The organism is Marinobacter sp. Hex_13 (genome assembly GCF_001566815.1).
Taxonomy (GTDB): Bacteria; Pseudomonadota; Gammaproteobacteria; order Pseudomonadales; family Oleiphilaceae; genus Marinobacter; species Marinobacter salarius.
The window spans coordinates 56,908-72,078 of record NZ_LSMM01000023.1 but is presented as its reverse complement, the minus strand read 5'-3'; the positions used below and the strand labels follow the sequence as shown (position 1 = coordinate 72,078).

The window sequence follows — 15,171 nt, the reverse complement described above, 5'->3', positions numbered from 1 at the left end:
CCCCGCCGTACGCGCTGCCGGAGCACAAGACCAGAACCACTCTCAAGACCCAGACCCACAAGGGTGAGGGCAGCAACGAACTGCGATTCGAGGATGAAGCGGACAAGGAACAGATCTACGTCCACGCCCAGAAAGACCTGGACCTGCTGACGGAAAACAACCGCACCGAAGTCATCAAAAATGACAGCCACCTGACCGTGGACCGCCATCGCAAGGCCCACATCAAGGGCAATGACCACGCCACCGTGGACGGTGAGAAACGGGAACAAACCGGCAAGGACCACAGCTTCAACGTCACCGGCACCCTGCACCTGAAAGCCGGCACCGCCTGGCTCAGCGACTCCGGTACCGAACTGCACATCAAGGCCGGCCAGAAAGCCGTCATCGAAGCGGGTGCCGAAATCACCCTCAAGGCCGGCGGCAGTTTCGTAAAGATCGATCCCAGCGGTGTCGCCATGGGCGGCGCCGCCATCAAGCTGAATGCCGGTGGATCGCCGGGTAAGGGCAGTGGGCAGAAGGTTCAGGTGCCGGAAATGCCGGGGTTGGTGGAGAAGAATGGTGGGGCTGTTGCGGCTGAAGAACTGCTGGAGACACCCCAAAGACCGATGGCCAAGCCCGACCAGATACGCGCCATCAAAAATGCCGCGAACCAGGGTAAGGGTATCTGCCAGGTTTGCTCGCCAGAATCGCAAGGGGCGGTCTGATGGGTAAGCTGGCTGAATTTCCCGATAAGGGCAGAACGTTCATTCTTGTCGACGGTGCAAAAGTGAATGATTTGTCCCAGATTATTTATCGTGAACTAGAAACACCTCATTGCGATGCGCTCTACAGGGAAACTGAGCTTGCTGACCTTTTGGAAATTTCACCATGGCTGGTTGAAACGGGAATAGACAGCTCTCTGGCACTTAGATGTTTCGAAGAGTGGAAGTCTCAGGGTGTAGCGATCGCAATGCAGTCTGACTGCAATTTTGAAGGGGTCATGGACCATTTGCGTGGATTGCTTATGGCCAGGTTGGTGACGGGGGATGACGTTGTGTTCCGATTCTATGATCCTGAAATCGCGCGGCATCTGTTGAAGCTGGATTCATCAGGTGAAGATGTGAGGCGATTGATGGGGCCTTGTAGCCTGTTCGCCATTCAGGATCGTCGCACGGGTGAGTGGGAGTTCTTTCACAATGACCAACCCAATAGTGAGCAACAGGCTGAGATGTTCAGCATTCGTGAGGAACACCAGGTTGCGATGGAGAGAGCAGCGGAAGAGACGGCCCTCAGGAAGCTCGAGCTTCACGTTGCAAACTACTTTCCCCATTTGCTTCAGAAAACGAATGCAGATGGGCAGGATTGGGGGGCAGTCTCTGCGCTAGTCGACGGAGCAAAAGCGCGGGGATTGTACAGTACCCGCGGTATCGCCCTGTATATCAACACAATCGGCTGGCTTGGGCACCATGCATTCGAAGGCAGTGAAGTACAGACTCTGTGGAAAGAGAATTCCGCAGTACCAGGCAAAGCCATAGCGCGAATTGCAGAATTCGCCGAGAAAAAGTCTACGGAGGGACTGGTCCATGGGTAGTGCTAACAGCTCAGCGTTTTTACAGGGTGCTGATGACATCGACTCAGCGGCACAAATGTGCCCTCTCAAGCTCAAAACCGTTGCATTGTATCCGGTGCGCTGGGCGATCAGTCAGGAAGAGGTTACTTTGCCCCCCAACTTCTGCCCACCTTCCGTGGCGCTTGGAACCACTCATTACTGTGTTCGAAAACTGACACCCGGTTGGGTCTACATGTTCTCCGAAGTTTTCGGAACGCTACATGAGTACCGGGTCAATGAGCAGGGCCTGATAACCGAAGTACAGCCCGGTGTGAACTCTGTACTGCTTCCAGATGTCGATGCTGAAAGTGCTTTGCCCGCTATACATCACCCGGCTGGAGGAAAGGTGCTCCTGAAATTCGTGCAGCATCGATGGACTGTGCGTTTGCAGGAACTTGTACGAACAGATGCACAGGTCCGCGACGAGCATATGCAGCCGTTTGACTTGAGCGGGCTTCCGGAAAAGCGTGAAGGTGCAAATATCAGTGAAACCGAAGCCATAAACGGAGTGGTTGAAGATTTTCGGCCAGAACCAATGGATTTCGAGTGGAGCCTGACGGATTTCGCGCAAGGAATCAGCGAGTCGGATTTGCAGGGGCAGTGCAAGAAAGAAACCGAGTTCTCATACTGCGTTGCCCTTGAAGATGAAATCGGTATCGCCTCCGAGCTGGGCCAATTGCACGCCCTTCATGTAAATCTGATTATGAATTACGCGGAGGAGAACGCCTACCCCTACACCACCTCCCAGATGGTGGATGCGCTCATCGCCCGTGAGGCCAGCAAAAAGGAAACGCCTGAAGACCAACAGGAAGTCACCGAGGAACTGAAAGAACGAATTCGTTCAGGGGAAAAAGACGCATTCGTTGAAAGCTACCACAAACAGCTTGAAGAGTATGACCAGGCCCGGGCATCGGTATTCGACGACTGGAAGCGGTGGATTGACTCCGTCCAGTTGGCTAGGAAACTGGAGTTCAACGACTGTTACTGCGCGGAAGGGTTCGAGGCGGTTGAGCAGGAACTGGCGGATATACTGGATGGCTATGTCGGTGCAGAAAAGGGCAAGGAAGACGCCGAGCGGTGGTTGGAAGCAGACGAAGGCGAAGCCGGCACTGTCGGTAACATGCTCAGTACCGTGCTGTTCCTGGCATCTGCCACCAACGGTATTGCCCAGAAACTGAAAGACCTTCCCGGTTTTGATTATGGTCGCCTGAAGATCGTCGACAGTATCTTCGACATGCCGGCGCATGTGCGAGTGAGCACTGCCACTGATGTTCTGATGCTGGAATTTGCCGCCCCCGCCGCAAAGATGGGAACCTGGGCGAAAGACCCTCAGACTTGGCCGCAGTGGAAAAAATGGACCAAGGCCGTCCAGAAACGCTATGGCATAGATGTTCATCGACAGGGAATCACCCTGAATACCGCGACGGACCTGCTCACGGCGGTCCACCGCAAATCACTGGAAGCTGCTGGCCATAACCTGTCTGAACTGACAATGACGCCACTGGCCGCCGGCATGGCGGATGCCAGGATCAGGAATTACCTGCGTGGCACCATGATCGACGTGTTCCACCTGACCCCGGATTTCAAGGACAATCCCTTTGGCTGGCTTCATACCCGGCTGGACCCGGTGGTTGAAAGCATTAAACAGAACCGGGGTAAGTTTATCGGCGCCGTAACCTTCTTTCACGCGATTAACGTAGTAAGCCTGTTTTCCGGACTGGACAAAACCCAGCAGGACGTGATTTTGGGCGACCGATCCGTCATTGATCGGTGGGGGTATTTTTTATCTGGCCTTTGGAGCATCGGCGAAGGCGTGGTCAACCTCAGCGGGTTGTTGGTCAGAGAAGAGTTCGTCAGGGCTCAGAGGGCGAACCTGTCAGTAGCTGGGGCCAGGGTATCGGTGGCTCTTAGCGGTGCAAAAGCTGTTCGAATATTGTCTAAAGGTACAAAGGTCATCGCGAGAGCGACTGTTAAGTACCTTCCCTATGTGGGTGTTTTACTCACAATAGGTTTGGAAGGGCAGAGGGGCTACAGGGCTTTGAACACGGGCCATTCCACGATGGCGGCCCTGTCCGGGGTTCAGATCGGACTGAGCATCGGTATAACTTATTTGGCTTCTCTGGCAGTGGCGGGTGCGGTTACCGGGGCAGGTGTGGCCGTTGTGCTCGTAGTGGGAGGGGTTCTGATTGCGGTGTCTTTTGTTATCAGCGTGGTACAGCTATACATCGCCCGGTCCCGGATCGAGGATTTTCTGTCACTGTCCTTCTGGGGCAATGCTCCTACGTTGCGTTACTGGGATGAACAGTCCAGGCCGTCGAGCGCGGAACTGCTAGAGGAAAGCCGAGCGGTTATTTCTCAGGATGAAGGCGTCGATGTCAGGCGTTATTTTGAAGCGGAACTGGATGCGTTTTATTACATGCTGTTTTCTCCCATTGTTAGGGTGACCGAGCATATCGGTCGACATTGGGATATAAACCGGGGTGAGCATCAGGTCATGTCGGAAATGACCTCCTTTGTGGTGTATTTTCCTGGTTATAGTGCGGGGACCTGCACGTATTCCATCAAGCTGTTCGAGGTGAACACGAACTGGTTCGGAGACAGTGAACCGAGGGAAATTACCCGCCTGTTTGACAGCATGAAGCGGCTAGGCGGCCCTCCGGAGGGTTTGCTGTATCGGTTTGACCACTACAACCACAACAAATGTGACCAGCTTGAAATGCTGATTGAGTATGAGAAGGACGGCCGCAAAGTCACGGGTGAAAACGGGCTCCGTATTATCCTGAATGGAAACGATGTAGAGGAACTGGGTGTCGATGAAAGACTCGCCTTTGAAGTGTGATTTTCCGGAAACGGACCTGGAACAAGAGCTGGAAAAAAAGCTATACCGCACTCATGGTGGTCGGCTTGCCAGCCCACCGGCCCGGAAAGTGGTGGGGGTGTCCGATTCCTCGGAGGACATGGAGTATGGTGTCGCCTACTTCAGCGAAAGGTTCATGGACATCCGGTCGGCCTTCTTGATCTTTAGGCGGTTCCAATTGTCTGTCATAAATCTGTTCATGGCAGTCGTGCTGGTGTTGGGCTGGATTGTTAGCCTGTTCTATTCGAAGGCACTGCTGGCGGTATTGGTCGCTTTCGGGCCCGTTTGGGTAGCCATCTACCTATTTGAGATCTTCTTTCCGCTTACATTACCGATCCGGATCGACCGGAAGGAGGGCTTTGTGTACGTAGGGCACCGGGGCACCTTCTACCGGATCCCTTGGGACGAGCTTGAAGTAGCCTTTTCCTACAACTGGCAGTATCTGGGCTCCGGTGTTGTGTGGGAGCGGCAGTACTACGCCCACCTGTTCATGCGTGAAAAGCATTACTTTTGCGGAAAGCCCCCCAAGATGCCTCTGCAGCGCAAAAAGATATCTTCCGGGTTTAAGGAAGAGGATATGTATCGGAAATGGAACTTTATTGTCAGATACTACAACGAAGGGGTCGTTGAAGAGGACGCTGATAATCTTGTTATGGCGAATTACGACTCATATCGCAAGGATATACCCTCTAAGTCAATGGCAGCACGTGTCGTCGACACGTTATTGCTAATAACTTTTATGCCCACAATGTATTGGTGGGCGTTTTCACCCTTCAAGTACAAATGGCCGAAAGAGATTGAAGCAATATTTGGGAAGATTAACTACTACTGATTCTCCGCTATTTGCATTGGCTGATTCTGGCTTATATAGGTTTCAACTACGACGATCAGCTCGACAGCCATCTTTCTTGTAAAGCGTAACTATAGTCCCGTATACGGAGATTAAAAAATGAAGAAAGGACTCCTACTCCTCCTCTGCCTCCTAATTACCCCCATCACCCAGGCCGGTACCTACCGCTGGGTCGATGAAAACGGCCAGACCCACTTCGGGGACCGACCGCCGGTGAATGCAGCCTCTGATGAAGTAGAGCTAAAAGCCCCCGCACCGTCTTCGGATGCCGATGCCCGCGCGCGCAAGGAGCGGATGAATGAATTCCTCGAGCAAACCGAGCAGGAGCGGGCTGAGCGCAATGAAGCGAAAGCCAAGCAGGAGGCGAAAGCGGCAAAGCATGAGGCTCTTTGTGAGTCCTTACGGGCACGGTTGAAGCATCTTAAGAGCGTTTCACGTATGTACCGGCTGAACAAGGAGGGCGAGCGGGTGTTTGTCGACGATGAGGAGAATGAGCGTATCCGCCAGGAGTTTCGTGCGAAGGTACAGAGTGAATGCGGCGCCTGATTCCGTTTTGGTTTGCTTTCGCCCTCTTTACCGCGTTCAACGCCTATGCAGAACCACCGGAACTGGCGCTGGCCGGTGTCTACGACGAAGGCGTTGCCCTCGATGATTATTGGGTAAGCGAGAAACTGGACGGTGTACGGGCCTATTGGGACGGTGAGCGGTTCTGGTCCCGGGGTGGCAACGAGTATCGGGCGCCTGACTGGTTTACTGAGGGCTTTCCCGATGTGCCCATGGACGGCGAACTCTGGATGGGGCGAGGCCGGTTTGCGGAGCTGTCCGGCGCGGTGCGCCGGCTGGAACCGGTCGATCCCAGTTGGCGCCAGATCCGGTTTATGGTGTTTGACCTTCCGGCGCTCGATCAGCCCTTTGCTGAACGTGTTGCGGCTATGGAAGCGTTGGTGCAGCCATCACCGTCGCCATTCCTGGCCATGGTCGTGCAACGTAAGGCCACGGATCATGAGCGTTTGATGTCGGCGCTGGACAAGGTGGTGTCCGAGGGCGGCGAGGGTTTGATGCTGCGTCGCGGCGGCAGCCTTCATTCAACTGGCCGTTCAGATGATCTGTTGAAGGTGAAGCGTTACGATGATGCCGAGGCGGTCGTGGTAGCGCATCTTGCCGGCAGCGGAAAATACGAAGGCATGCTTGGATCAGTTCTAGTAAGGCGGAATGATGGCCGCCAGTTCCACATTGGTACCGGATTCAGTGATGAGCAACGGGAAGATCCGCCGCCGGTTGGGGCTACCATTACCTATAAATATTACGGCTTCACGTCGACAGGCCTTCCCAGATTTGCCAGTTTTCTGCGGATTCGCAATGACGAACCCGAGGCGCCGTGATCCTGGGGCGCTCAATTACGAGGTCTTCATCTACCGCCCCATACCTTGTGCTACAGTGGTTTTAACCGTGGTCGTTCTATATCTTTCCATGGTTGCTGAATGCCAGCTCTGTCAGGGCAACCCTGATGCCGGTAGTCAGTGGACAATGTGAATCGTTACCGAAAGCCGAAATAGCAGTACGACATACTGATAAGGAGGCAACAAATGGAAGCGAAATCCAGTCAGAACGAGTACGAGCAGGTCAGGCAAGATTTGCAGCAACTTCGCGAAGATCTCTCCAAGCTCACCAAAGCCGTTGCTGATGGGCAAAAGAGCAATATCAGCAGCCTTCGTGATGAAATTCGCCGGGAAAGCCGTGAGGCCTTTGATCAGGTCCGGCAACGCGGTGATGAGGCCTTCAACCGTGCCCGGGATGCGAGCAGTAAAGCGGTGCACGATGTTGAGCACAAAATCGAGGAGCGGCCGTTCCTGAGTGTTGTGCTCATGTTCCTCGCAGGCTTGTTGGTTGGCCGGTTGCTGGACCGCTGATCATGCCCGATTCCGCCTGGTTACAGGGCGTCTTGCGCAAGGCAGTCGCGGCCATCATAGGTTTTATGCTGGCCTTTGTGTTGCTGGTCGCCCTGTTGATTACCGGTTTTTACATGCTCGTCAATGCCGCCATGCTGGCTTTATCGCCCGTGATGGGGGAGGCCGGCGCCATGGCGGTGACGGGCATGTCCTGCCTGTTGTTGCTGGCGTTGTTTTTCTATCGAATGACTCGTCCGGCTACGTCCAAGAAAACCGCCAGTGCCGCCGGTGAGGGTGATGACCAGTCTTCCACGTCACCAATCGATGCCATCAGAGACCTTGTCCGCAACAATCCACTGGAAGCGGTGTTTGCGGCATTTACTCTTGGTGTGGTGGAGCAGGGTGATCCTCGCCTGAAGTCACTGCTGTTGCAGGGCGGCATGGTCCTGATGAAGGAAGCTGAGGCCGAGCAGGACCGAGACAAAGACAAAACGGACTCACGGGAAAGTGGCACGGACGCGCCAGTCACATGATCGTCACCTGAGCGTACCCCCCCGCGCCGACAATAGCCGTGCAGTACCATTCATTGCACAGGGAGCTTGTTATGAAGTTACGCACGTTACTGGTTATGGCATTACTGATGTCTCTATTCTCTGCCGCCCATGCGGCACCGGATTGGCATGGCAAGGAGGATCGTTGGACTCCGCCAGGCCTTGAAAAATGGCACGACAAGTGGCCGGATCTGAAGGACAGACATCACCGGGGTAAACGCGAGGTCCATCTGGGGCCGCGCCCGTTCTGGCTGGTGGAAGACATGGATGAGGGGCGCCTGAAAGACCGGCTCCAGTCCTGCCGCGCCGACAAAATCCGTCCTACGGATTTCTCCATCGGCCATCGGGGTGCGCCGTTGCAGTTCCCGGAACACACGCTTGAATCCTATGTTGCGGCCGCCCAGATGGGGGCTGGCATCCTGGAGTGCGATGTTGCCTTTACCAAGGATCGGGAGCTGGTTTGCCGTCACGCACAGAATGATCTCCATACCACCACCAACATCGTGACGATTCCGGAACTGAACGCCAAGTGTACGCAGCCGTTTGTCCCGGCGGACCCGGCAAGTGGCACTGAGGCGCAGGCAGAATGCCGCACCAGCGATATCACGCTGGAGGAGTTCAAGTCACTGGAAGGCAAGATGGACGCCTTCAACCCCATGGCAACCACGCCGGAGGAGTACCTGGAAGGCACGGCAGACTGGCGCACGGAGCTTTACAGCAGTCGCGGCACCCTGTTGACCCATAAAGAGAGCATCGAACTCTTTAAACGACTGGGTGTGAAGTTCACGCCGGAACTGAAAACGCCGGTGGTTGAGATGCCCTATGAGGGCGACTACAGCCAGGAAGATTACGCCCGCCAGATGATTCAGGATTACGTTGAAGCCGGCGTGAACCCGAGGGATGTCTGGCCGCAGTCGTTCCTGCTGGATGATGTACTGTTCTGGGTCAATGAAACGCCGCGGTTTGGACGACAGGCTGTGTTTCTGGATCAGGAGCCGCTGACACCGGAGAATTCCTCCCTGGCGTGGATGGAAAGCCTGTCTGCGCAAGGCGTGAATATCCTGGCCCCCGCATTGTGGAAAATGTTGACCCTGGATGGCCACCAGCAGATCGTGCCGTCGGACTACGCTGAAAACGCCAAGGCAGCGGGGCTGGATATGATCGCCTGGACGGTCGAGCGTAGTGGTCCGTTGGCCAATGGCGGGGGTTGGTATCACCAGACCATCACCGACGCCATCAATAACGACGGCGACGTGTTCAATGTGATTGACGTGCTGGCCCGGGAGGTTGGGGTGATTGGTATCTTCTCGGACTGGCCGGCCACCACCACTTTCTACGCCAACTGCATGGGGCTTGCCGGCCGGGGCCATTGAAGGTCAGTTGCCTCGACGCCGTAAACTGGTGAAAATTCAGCCAATCGTTAATGCCGTTATCGGAGTAGACTGGTGATAACTCATCAAACGGTAGCGGTTGTGCATGGATACAGACACCAGTCCGGTGTGGCAAAGACACGCCTCGGCCATCCTCAGCGGGTTCCTTGGGGACTGGCTTGAGGCGCGAAACAACCCTTTGGCGGTGCCCATGGAGTTCTTCCACGGGCGCTCGCCCATTGACTTGTCGGCACCCGCAGTGGAGTCGCCCGGTTCGACACTGTGCCTGTCCATACATGGTTTGATGGAACTGGAGACGGTTTGGGACCTTCCGGGGCAAGCCGATACTCACTACGGGTCCCTACTGGCTGACGAAGGACGCTCCATCACACCGCTTACCCTTCGCTACAACACCGGCCGACCGATTTATCGCAATGGCGAAGACCTTGCCGAGCTTCTGGAAACCCTGATCCGCCGTTGGCCGGTGCCAGTTGAGCGAATTATTCTGATGGGCCACAGTATGGGCGGGTTGCTGATTCGCAGTGCCTGCCATCATGGTCAGTATCTAGCTCACCGCTGGGTTGAGAAACTCACCGACTGTGTCTACATCGGTTCGCCACACGATGGTTCCTGGCTGGCAAAAGGCGCGAAGGCCACAGCCGACCTGATGAACCGGGCACCACGGGATTACCTGCGCGTGGTGGGTGAGGTGATCGATCTGCGCAGTGAGGGTATTCGCAATCTGTCCCGCGGGGAGGTTGTTCATGGGAATGAGGGCGAACCTCCTCTGCTACCCGGAACCCGGCATTACGTTGTCTGTGGCCTGCTGGCGCGATCCCGTCAACATCCGATCAACGCCCTGTTTGGAGATGCGCTGGTGCATGAATCCAGTGCTCGTGGCCATGAGCGGAGGGGCTGGACACTCAGTGGTGTCGCCAGCTTCCCCGGCGTTGACCATATCCGTCTGGCCCATCACCCGGATGTGGCCAGCCAACTGAAGGAGTGGCTGTTATGAGCGAACATAATCGCAATTGGTGGGCTGGCGTTGCCGATATAACAGCCAGTGGCCTCAATCACGGCGCTCTCAAAGTGGAGCGTATTCATCTGTCGATTGCGGATGAAACCTTCAATATTCTGCAACGGGTGCCGATTGCCCGGCCCTGGAGTGAGGCTGTTCGCTCCATCCACCACGGCATTTCCCGTCTCTCCTATCGCAGCGTTTCGCTGGCGGCTGCCAGTCTTGAAGCATCCGTGAAATACGTCAATGCGCCGAAAAGTTGCAAGGCTGACATTAACTAACATGAAAATGAGGTGAACAGACCGTATTGTGCATTTAACCCACATCCCGCCGATTTGTAGGTAGCCTGAGTTCAGGTAATCGGTATGACGCTTTACCGGTTAATCCAACAGGAAATCAATCATTTCCGAACTCAGAAGGATGGATGCGATATGAGCTATAAATCCGGTTTTGCCTATGTAACGGTTCTGGCCTCGGCCATGCTGGCCGCCCCGGTTGTATCAGCCCAGGACAACACCGATCGCGACAGCTCCGGTGTATATCTGAGCGGCAGTTATGGTGGCTACAAAGCCCATGGTGGCGAGTTTGATGATGAAAACGATCTGTTCGGCGTGGGGCTGGGCTACCAGTTCAACCAGTTCTTCGCCCTGGAAGCCGAGTACATTGATTTCGGCAACTTTGGCGACGATGACGTCGATGGCAAGTTGAAGGGTACTTCCCTTGGCCTGATCGGGCGGCTGCCTTTGACAGATACCTTTGGTGTTTATGCTAAGGCTGGCGCATTTGCTTCGTCGTTCGATGTAGACGCGTTTGACGAAAGTGAGACCTACGATGAGGTCAATCCATTTGTCGGTGCCGGTGTTGATTTCCGGGTCACCGAACAGTTGACGGCGTTTGCGGAATACAACCGCTACAACGTTGATATCGACGAAGACGACTTCAATGGCCAGGTCACCAATGACGGGCCGGACTTCGATACCGGTCGTGTTGGTATGCGTTTCCAGTTCTAACGTAAGTACCTGAAAAACCCGGGGCGGTTCTGGCCCCGGGCTTTTTATCAGCTTCTCTGCAATACCTACCGTATTACTGAACGTTTTCCAGCTCGCCAAACCGCTCTGCGAACAGCGCTGATGACAGGTAGCGCTCGGCGGAATCCGGCAGAACCACCACGATATTCTTGCCCTTGAATTCCGGCAGCTTTCCGATTCTGACCGCAGCCACAACCGCTGCACCACAGGAAATACCACAGAGGATGCCTTCCTCCTGCATCAACCGGTGCGCCATGTCCATGGCGTCCTGATTGCTGACTTTTTCCACCCGGTCCACCAGGTCCATGTCCAGGTTGCCCGGAATGAAGCCGGCGCCAATGCCCTGGATCTTGTGGGGTGCTGGTGTTTGGTCCTGACCGCCGCGGGCCTGAGTGATGATTGGCGAGTCTTCCGGCTCCACGGCAACGGTGGTGATGGCCTTGCCTTTGGTATTGCGGATGTAACGGGTTACGCCGGTCAGGGTGCCGCCGGTACCAACCCCGGACACGAAGATGTCGATGGCACCGTCGGTATCGTTCCAGATTTCGGGCCCGGTGGTGTCCTCGTGGATGCGGGGGTTGGCCGGGTTCTCGAACTGCTGTGGCATGAAGCAGTTGTCCGGGTCTTCAGCAACGATCTCTTCGGCCTTGGCGATGGCGCCTTTCATGCCCTTCGCCGGCTCCGTAAGCACCAGTTCCGCCCCCATGGCCTTCAGTACTTTGCGGCGCTCAAGGCTCATGGATGACGGCATGGTCAGTTTCAGCTTGTAGCCTCTCGCAGCAGCGACGAAAGCCAGCGCGATGCCGGTGTTACCGCTGGTGGGCTCGACGATCGTCATGCCGGGTTTGAGAGCGCCACGCTTTTCCGCATCCCATATCATGGCGGAACCGATCCGGCACTTCACGGAATAGGCCGGGTTGCGCCCTTCAATCTTGGCCCAGATGGTGGCCCCTTCGTTGACCCGATTAAGCTTGACCAGCGGGGTGTTGCCGATCGACAGCGAGTTGTCTTCGTAGATCTTAGCCATGGTGTCGTCTCCTTTGCGTTTTCCCTGTCGCAAAAGGATAGCATCAGCTAGCCCCGTCTGGCTGCCTGATCTTCAGTGGTGAGAGCTTCCAGGCGGTTGCGGCCGTTTTGCTTGGCGAGATACAGCGCCTTGTCTGCCAGCCGAAGGAATTCCGCCGGCACCGTGTCCTTGCCGGGTGTGCCAGTGGCCAATCCAATACTCACGGTAAAGCGGATCTGTTCGTCGTCGCAGCAGGTGGCTTGCCCCGCCAGACCCTCGCGGAATGCTTCCAGCCGCGAAACCAGCTCATCACGGTCGCTGAAGCTGGTGAATATCACAAACTCCTCACCGCCGAACCGGGTAAGGCGGTCTGTGTCACGCCGAAAGTGAGAGCGCATGGTATCTGCCAGCGCCACCAGACAACGGTCGCCCGCGTCGTGGCCGTAGGTGTCGTTGATTTCCTTGAAATGGTCCGCGTCCACCATCGCCACGGCAAAGCCGGCTCCGTGTCGTTGACACCAATGGAAGCTCTTGCTGAACTCACGGTCGAAATAGCTGCGATTGCCGATCTGAGTCAGGTCGTCTGTTACGCTGAGATGCGCAAGGCGGTCATTGGCCGCAGCGAGTTCATGATTCAGGCGCCCGAGTTTGCGGTTCCAATAGAACAGCAACCCCAAGAGCACCACGGCACCCATGATGAGCTGGAATACCAGGGTGTAGTCGACGGTCTGTTCCAGTTTGAGTCCTGCCCATTGTTGTTCAATGGTTTTAAGCTCCGCTTCCGTCAGGCTGGACACCAATTTTTGCATGATGTTGAAGAGTTCGGGCTGGTCATTCCGGGTGGCGACTCCCAGGGTCCAGTCTGCGGGAATTCGCCCGAGCACTTTCAGGTCCGCCAAACCCAGCTCCTGCATGTTGTAGCTGGCGGTGGACAGAGTGCCAAGGTACCCCGCCAGCTTCCGTTCCTGAACCATGCGCAGTCCGGTTTGTTCGCTGGGCACTTCCACCAGATTGAGGCCGGGATTGGTTGTCCTCAGCAGTTCCAGAAAAGCGTAGTCCTTAACCACGCCGACCGGTCGGTCCCCCATGTCGTCCAGTGTATTGATGTAGGGGGCTTCCACACGTCCCAGAAGCACGCTGGGAATCTGGATATAGGGTTTTGTGAAATTCAGGTATTCAAGCCGCTCCGGTGTTTCCATGGCCATGGAAAGCATGTCGCAGTGTCGGTTTTTGACTGCCTTTATGGACTCGGACCAGCTGTCTACGGGAAGAGGGGTGAATGTGATATTGGAACGATTCGCAAACAGGGCGAAGATGTCGGCGGAAATACCGAGGTGTTTATCGTTTTCGCTGAGGCCCTCCAGTGGCAGCCAGTCAGGGTCTACGCAGATGGTCAGTTGTCGGTTGCGGTCGGCCAGCCAGGCCTGTTCGGCATCGGAGAACGTTAACGGGCCGGTGGCCGGTGTCCGGTTACGACGGGCGGAAGCGCCAAGCCAGCGATTCTCGATAGTGCGCATTTCCGTTGGGCTGATGGCCTCCAATGCGGCGTCCATTATAGAGGCGAGCGGCTCAAGAGCGGGACGCACGCCAAAGCGCAGGTCTTCTCCCGGCATGCCATCAAGGGTCATTTCGCCGGCAATATTCACTCCGGCAATGCGAAGCTCCCTCACCCAGTAGTTTCCGTTTGGCAGGGCTGCCAAGGCAACATCGACGGAGCCCTCAGCCAGAGCCCGGAACATGGCCTGCTGGGAGGTGAAAGCGAACACATTGTCGCCCAATGCCTCACGAAGGGGTCCCTCGTAGTAAATACCTGAACCAATAGCGACCTTCAGTCCCTGCAAGTCTGCTGGCGAGCTGAATGCCAGATTCTTATCCAGAGTGAAGGCGACGTTGGGAATGGTATGGTAGGGCCGGGTGAACCGTATGAACGCTTCGCGTTCGTCGGTTTTCGAGATATTGGCCATGATATCAATGTCACGGTCCATAAACCGGGGGTACAGTTCCGACCATTGCCCGGGCACCGGTACGATTTGCAGGCCGGTCAGATCCGATATCCGGTTCAGCACGTCAACGGACAGTCCTTGCAACGCGTCTGCGTCGTGAAAGCTGAAGGGCGCATAGTCACTCATAAAGCCCACCCGTACCGGGCCGACCTCACTGATGTAGTGCTGATGGGCATCACTCAGGGTAAAACCCGACGATTCAGCAATGCTGGTCCCGCCGTATTCCTGCCACCGCTTGAACAGTTCCTCAATGCGCTTATCGGGAATGGCAGCCAGGCCGCTGCTGACCACGTCAAACAACTCATCGTTTGATTTCAGAACGCCAAGTCGAAAGTCTTCTTTCGACCATTCTCCCAACGGTGCGGGGCCAGCAATCTCCAAAAACCGGAAGCCGGCCTCGTTAGCGTAATAGTTCAGGGTCAGTTCAGGACCGATGATGCCGTCCACCCAGCCGAAGGCCAGTGCCCGGACCAGACCAGGAATGGAATCGTAGGTGACGAGCGACAAGCCCGCCGTTTCAAGTGCATCGCGGAAATAGGCGTCACGCACAACGCCAATACGGTAGTCATTGAGGGATCCCGGGGAATCAATGTCTTTGAGCGGGTTGGCTGGGTCATGCATCAGATGCATCTGGCGAATGTGGTACGGCTCGGTAAACTGTATGGTTCTGGCGCGGCCGTCGTTGTATGAAATTCCTTCGATAACGTCGATGTCGCCGCGCTGGAATGCACCGAACACTTCGGGCCAACTGCCTGCCCGAAACTCAATGTCCAATCCTGACTGGCTAGCCACCTCCCGGACTATATCGATAGAGAAGCCGGAGGCTGTGCGGCCCGCCATGGACGTGTAAGGTTTGTTGTCGGCCACAATGCCAACGGAGATGGGTTCTTTTACAGAGGGCCAGGCAGGCATCGATAGGAAGGTGAGCGCCAGTACACCGAAAATGCTAGCAAGCAGTGTGATCAGAGATGGCCTTTGCCAGGCAATTACAGCGCTCATCGGGTGATTCAC

The 15,171-nt window shown here is 55.8% G+C and carries 14 protein-coding genes; 12 read left to right on the top strand and 2 right to left on the bottom strand.

Annotation, left to right across the window (positions count from 1 at the left end; all coding sequences use genetic code 11):
- The 12 genes from AXW11_RS05205 to AXW11_RS05150 all read left to right on the top strand — a co-directional run.
- Window positions 1-704, top strand: a 704-nt coding sequence (locus tag AXW11_RS05205) for a bacteriophage T4 gp5 trimerization domain-containing protein (protein ID WP_502690936.1), incomplete at its 5' end; no start/stop codon positions are given.
- Window positions 704-1,570, top strand: coding sequence for a DUF4123 domain-containing protein (locus AXW11_RS05200; RefSeq protein ID WP_075195609.1), 867 nt, complete (start codon window positions 704-706; stop codon window positions 1,568-1,570). The genes AXW11_RS05205 and AXW11_RS05200, both read left to right, overlap by 1 nt.
- Window positions 1,563-4,427 (top strand): toxin VasX, encoded by a 2,865-nt coding sequence (locus AXW11_RS05195; RefSeq protein ID WP_091644158.1) that lies wholly within the window; start codon window positions 1,563-1,565, stop codon window positions 4,425-4,427. The genes AXW11_RS05200 and AXW11_RS05195 overlap by 8 nt, the downstream gene beginning before the upstream one ends.
- Window positions 4,402-5,277, top strand: a complete 876-nt coding sequence (locus tag AXW11_RS05190; protein WP_085678578.1) for a hypothetical protein — start codon at window positions 4,402-4,404, stop codon at window positions 5,275-5,277. Before AXW11_RS05195 ends, AXW11_RS05190 begins: the two co-directional genes overlap by 26 nt.
- Window positions 5,278-5,394: 117 nt before the next feature.
- Window positions 5,395-5,841, top strand: coding sequence for a DUF4124 domain-containing protein (locus AXW11_RS05185; protein ID WP_075195612.1), 447 nt, complete (start codon window positions 5,395-5,397; stop codon window positions 5,839-5,841).
- Complete coding sequence (locus AXW11_RS05180; protein ID WP_075195613.1) at window positions 5,829-6,677, top strand: DNA ligase; 849 nt, start codon at window positions 5,829-5,831, stop codon at window positions 6,675-6,677. The genes AXW11_RS05185 and AXW11_RS05180 overlap by 13 nt, the downstream gene beginning before the upstream one ends.
- Window positions 6,678-6,881: 204 nt before the next feature.
- A complete protein-coding gene (locus tag AXW11_RS05175) occupies window positions 6,882-7,205 on the top strand; it encodes an ElaB/YgaM/YqjD family protein (RefSeq protein WP_036211199.1) in 324 nt (107 codons plus the stop codon).
- A 2-nt stretch (window positions 7,206-7,207) separates the two neighbouring features.
- Window positions 7,208-7,717 carry a hypothetical protein gene (locus AXW11_RS05170; RefSeq protein ID WP_091644160.1) on the top strand — a complete coding sequence of 170 codons (510 nt, stop codon included), beginning with the start codon at window positions 7,208-7,210 and terminating at the stop codon, window positions 7,715-7,717.
- 71 nt (window positions 7,718-7,788) lie between these two features.
- Window positions 7,789-9,108 carry a glycerophosphodiester phosphodiesterase family protein gene (locus AXW11_RS05165; RefSeq protein WP_041335470.1) on the top strand — a complete coding sequence of 440 codons (1,320 nt, stop codon included), beginning with the start codon at window positions 7,789-7,791 and terminating at the stop codon, window positions 9,106-9,108.
- Window positions 9,109-9,211: 103 nt separating this feature from the next.
- Window positions 9,212-10,120, top strand: coding sequence for an esterase/lipase family protein (locus tag AXW11_RS05160; RefSeq protein ID WP_041335473.1), 909 nt, complete (start codon window positions 9,212-9,214; stop codon window positions 10,118-10,120).
- Window positions 10,117-10,404: a hypothetical protein gene (locus tag AXW11_RS05155; protein WP_075195617.1), complete on the top strand. Its 288-nt coding sequence runs from the start codon at window positions 10,117-10,119 to the stop codon at window positions 10,402-10,404. The genes AXW11_RS05160 and AXW11_RS05155 overlap by 4 nt, the downstream gene beginning before the upstream one ends.
- Before the next feature lie 150 nt (window positions 10,405-10,554).
- The gene (locus AXW11_RS05150; protein ID WP_036211188.1) at window positions 10,555-11,133 is read left to right on the top strand and encodes a porin family protein; all 579 of its coding nucleotides are present in this window, start codon (window positions 10,555-10,557) and stop codon (window positions 11,131-11,133) included.
- Window positions 11,134-11,206: 73 nt separating this feature from the next.
- Here AXW11_RS05150 and cysK read toward each other — a convergent pair whose 3' ends face one another.
- Window positions 11,207-12,178, bottom strand: coding sequence for a cysteine synthase A (cysK, locus tag AXW11_RS05145; RefSeq protein WP_075195618.1), 972 nt, complete (start codon window positions 12,176-12,178; stop codon window positions 11,207-11,209).
- A 47-nt stretch (window positions 12,179-12,225) separates the two neighbouring features.
- Window positions 12,226-15,159: a transporter substrate-binding domain-containing diguanylate cyclase gene (locus AXW11_RS05140; protein WP_082040584.1), complete on the bottom strand. Its 2,934-nt coding sequence runs from the start codon at window positions 15,157-15,159 to the stop codon at window positions 12,226-12,228.
- Window positions 15,160-15,171: the final 12 nt, after the last annotated feature.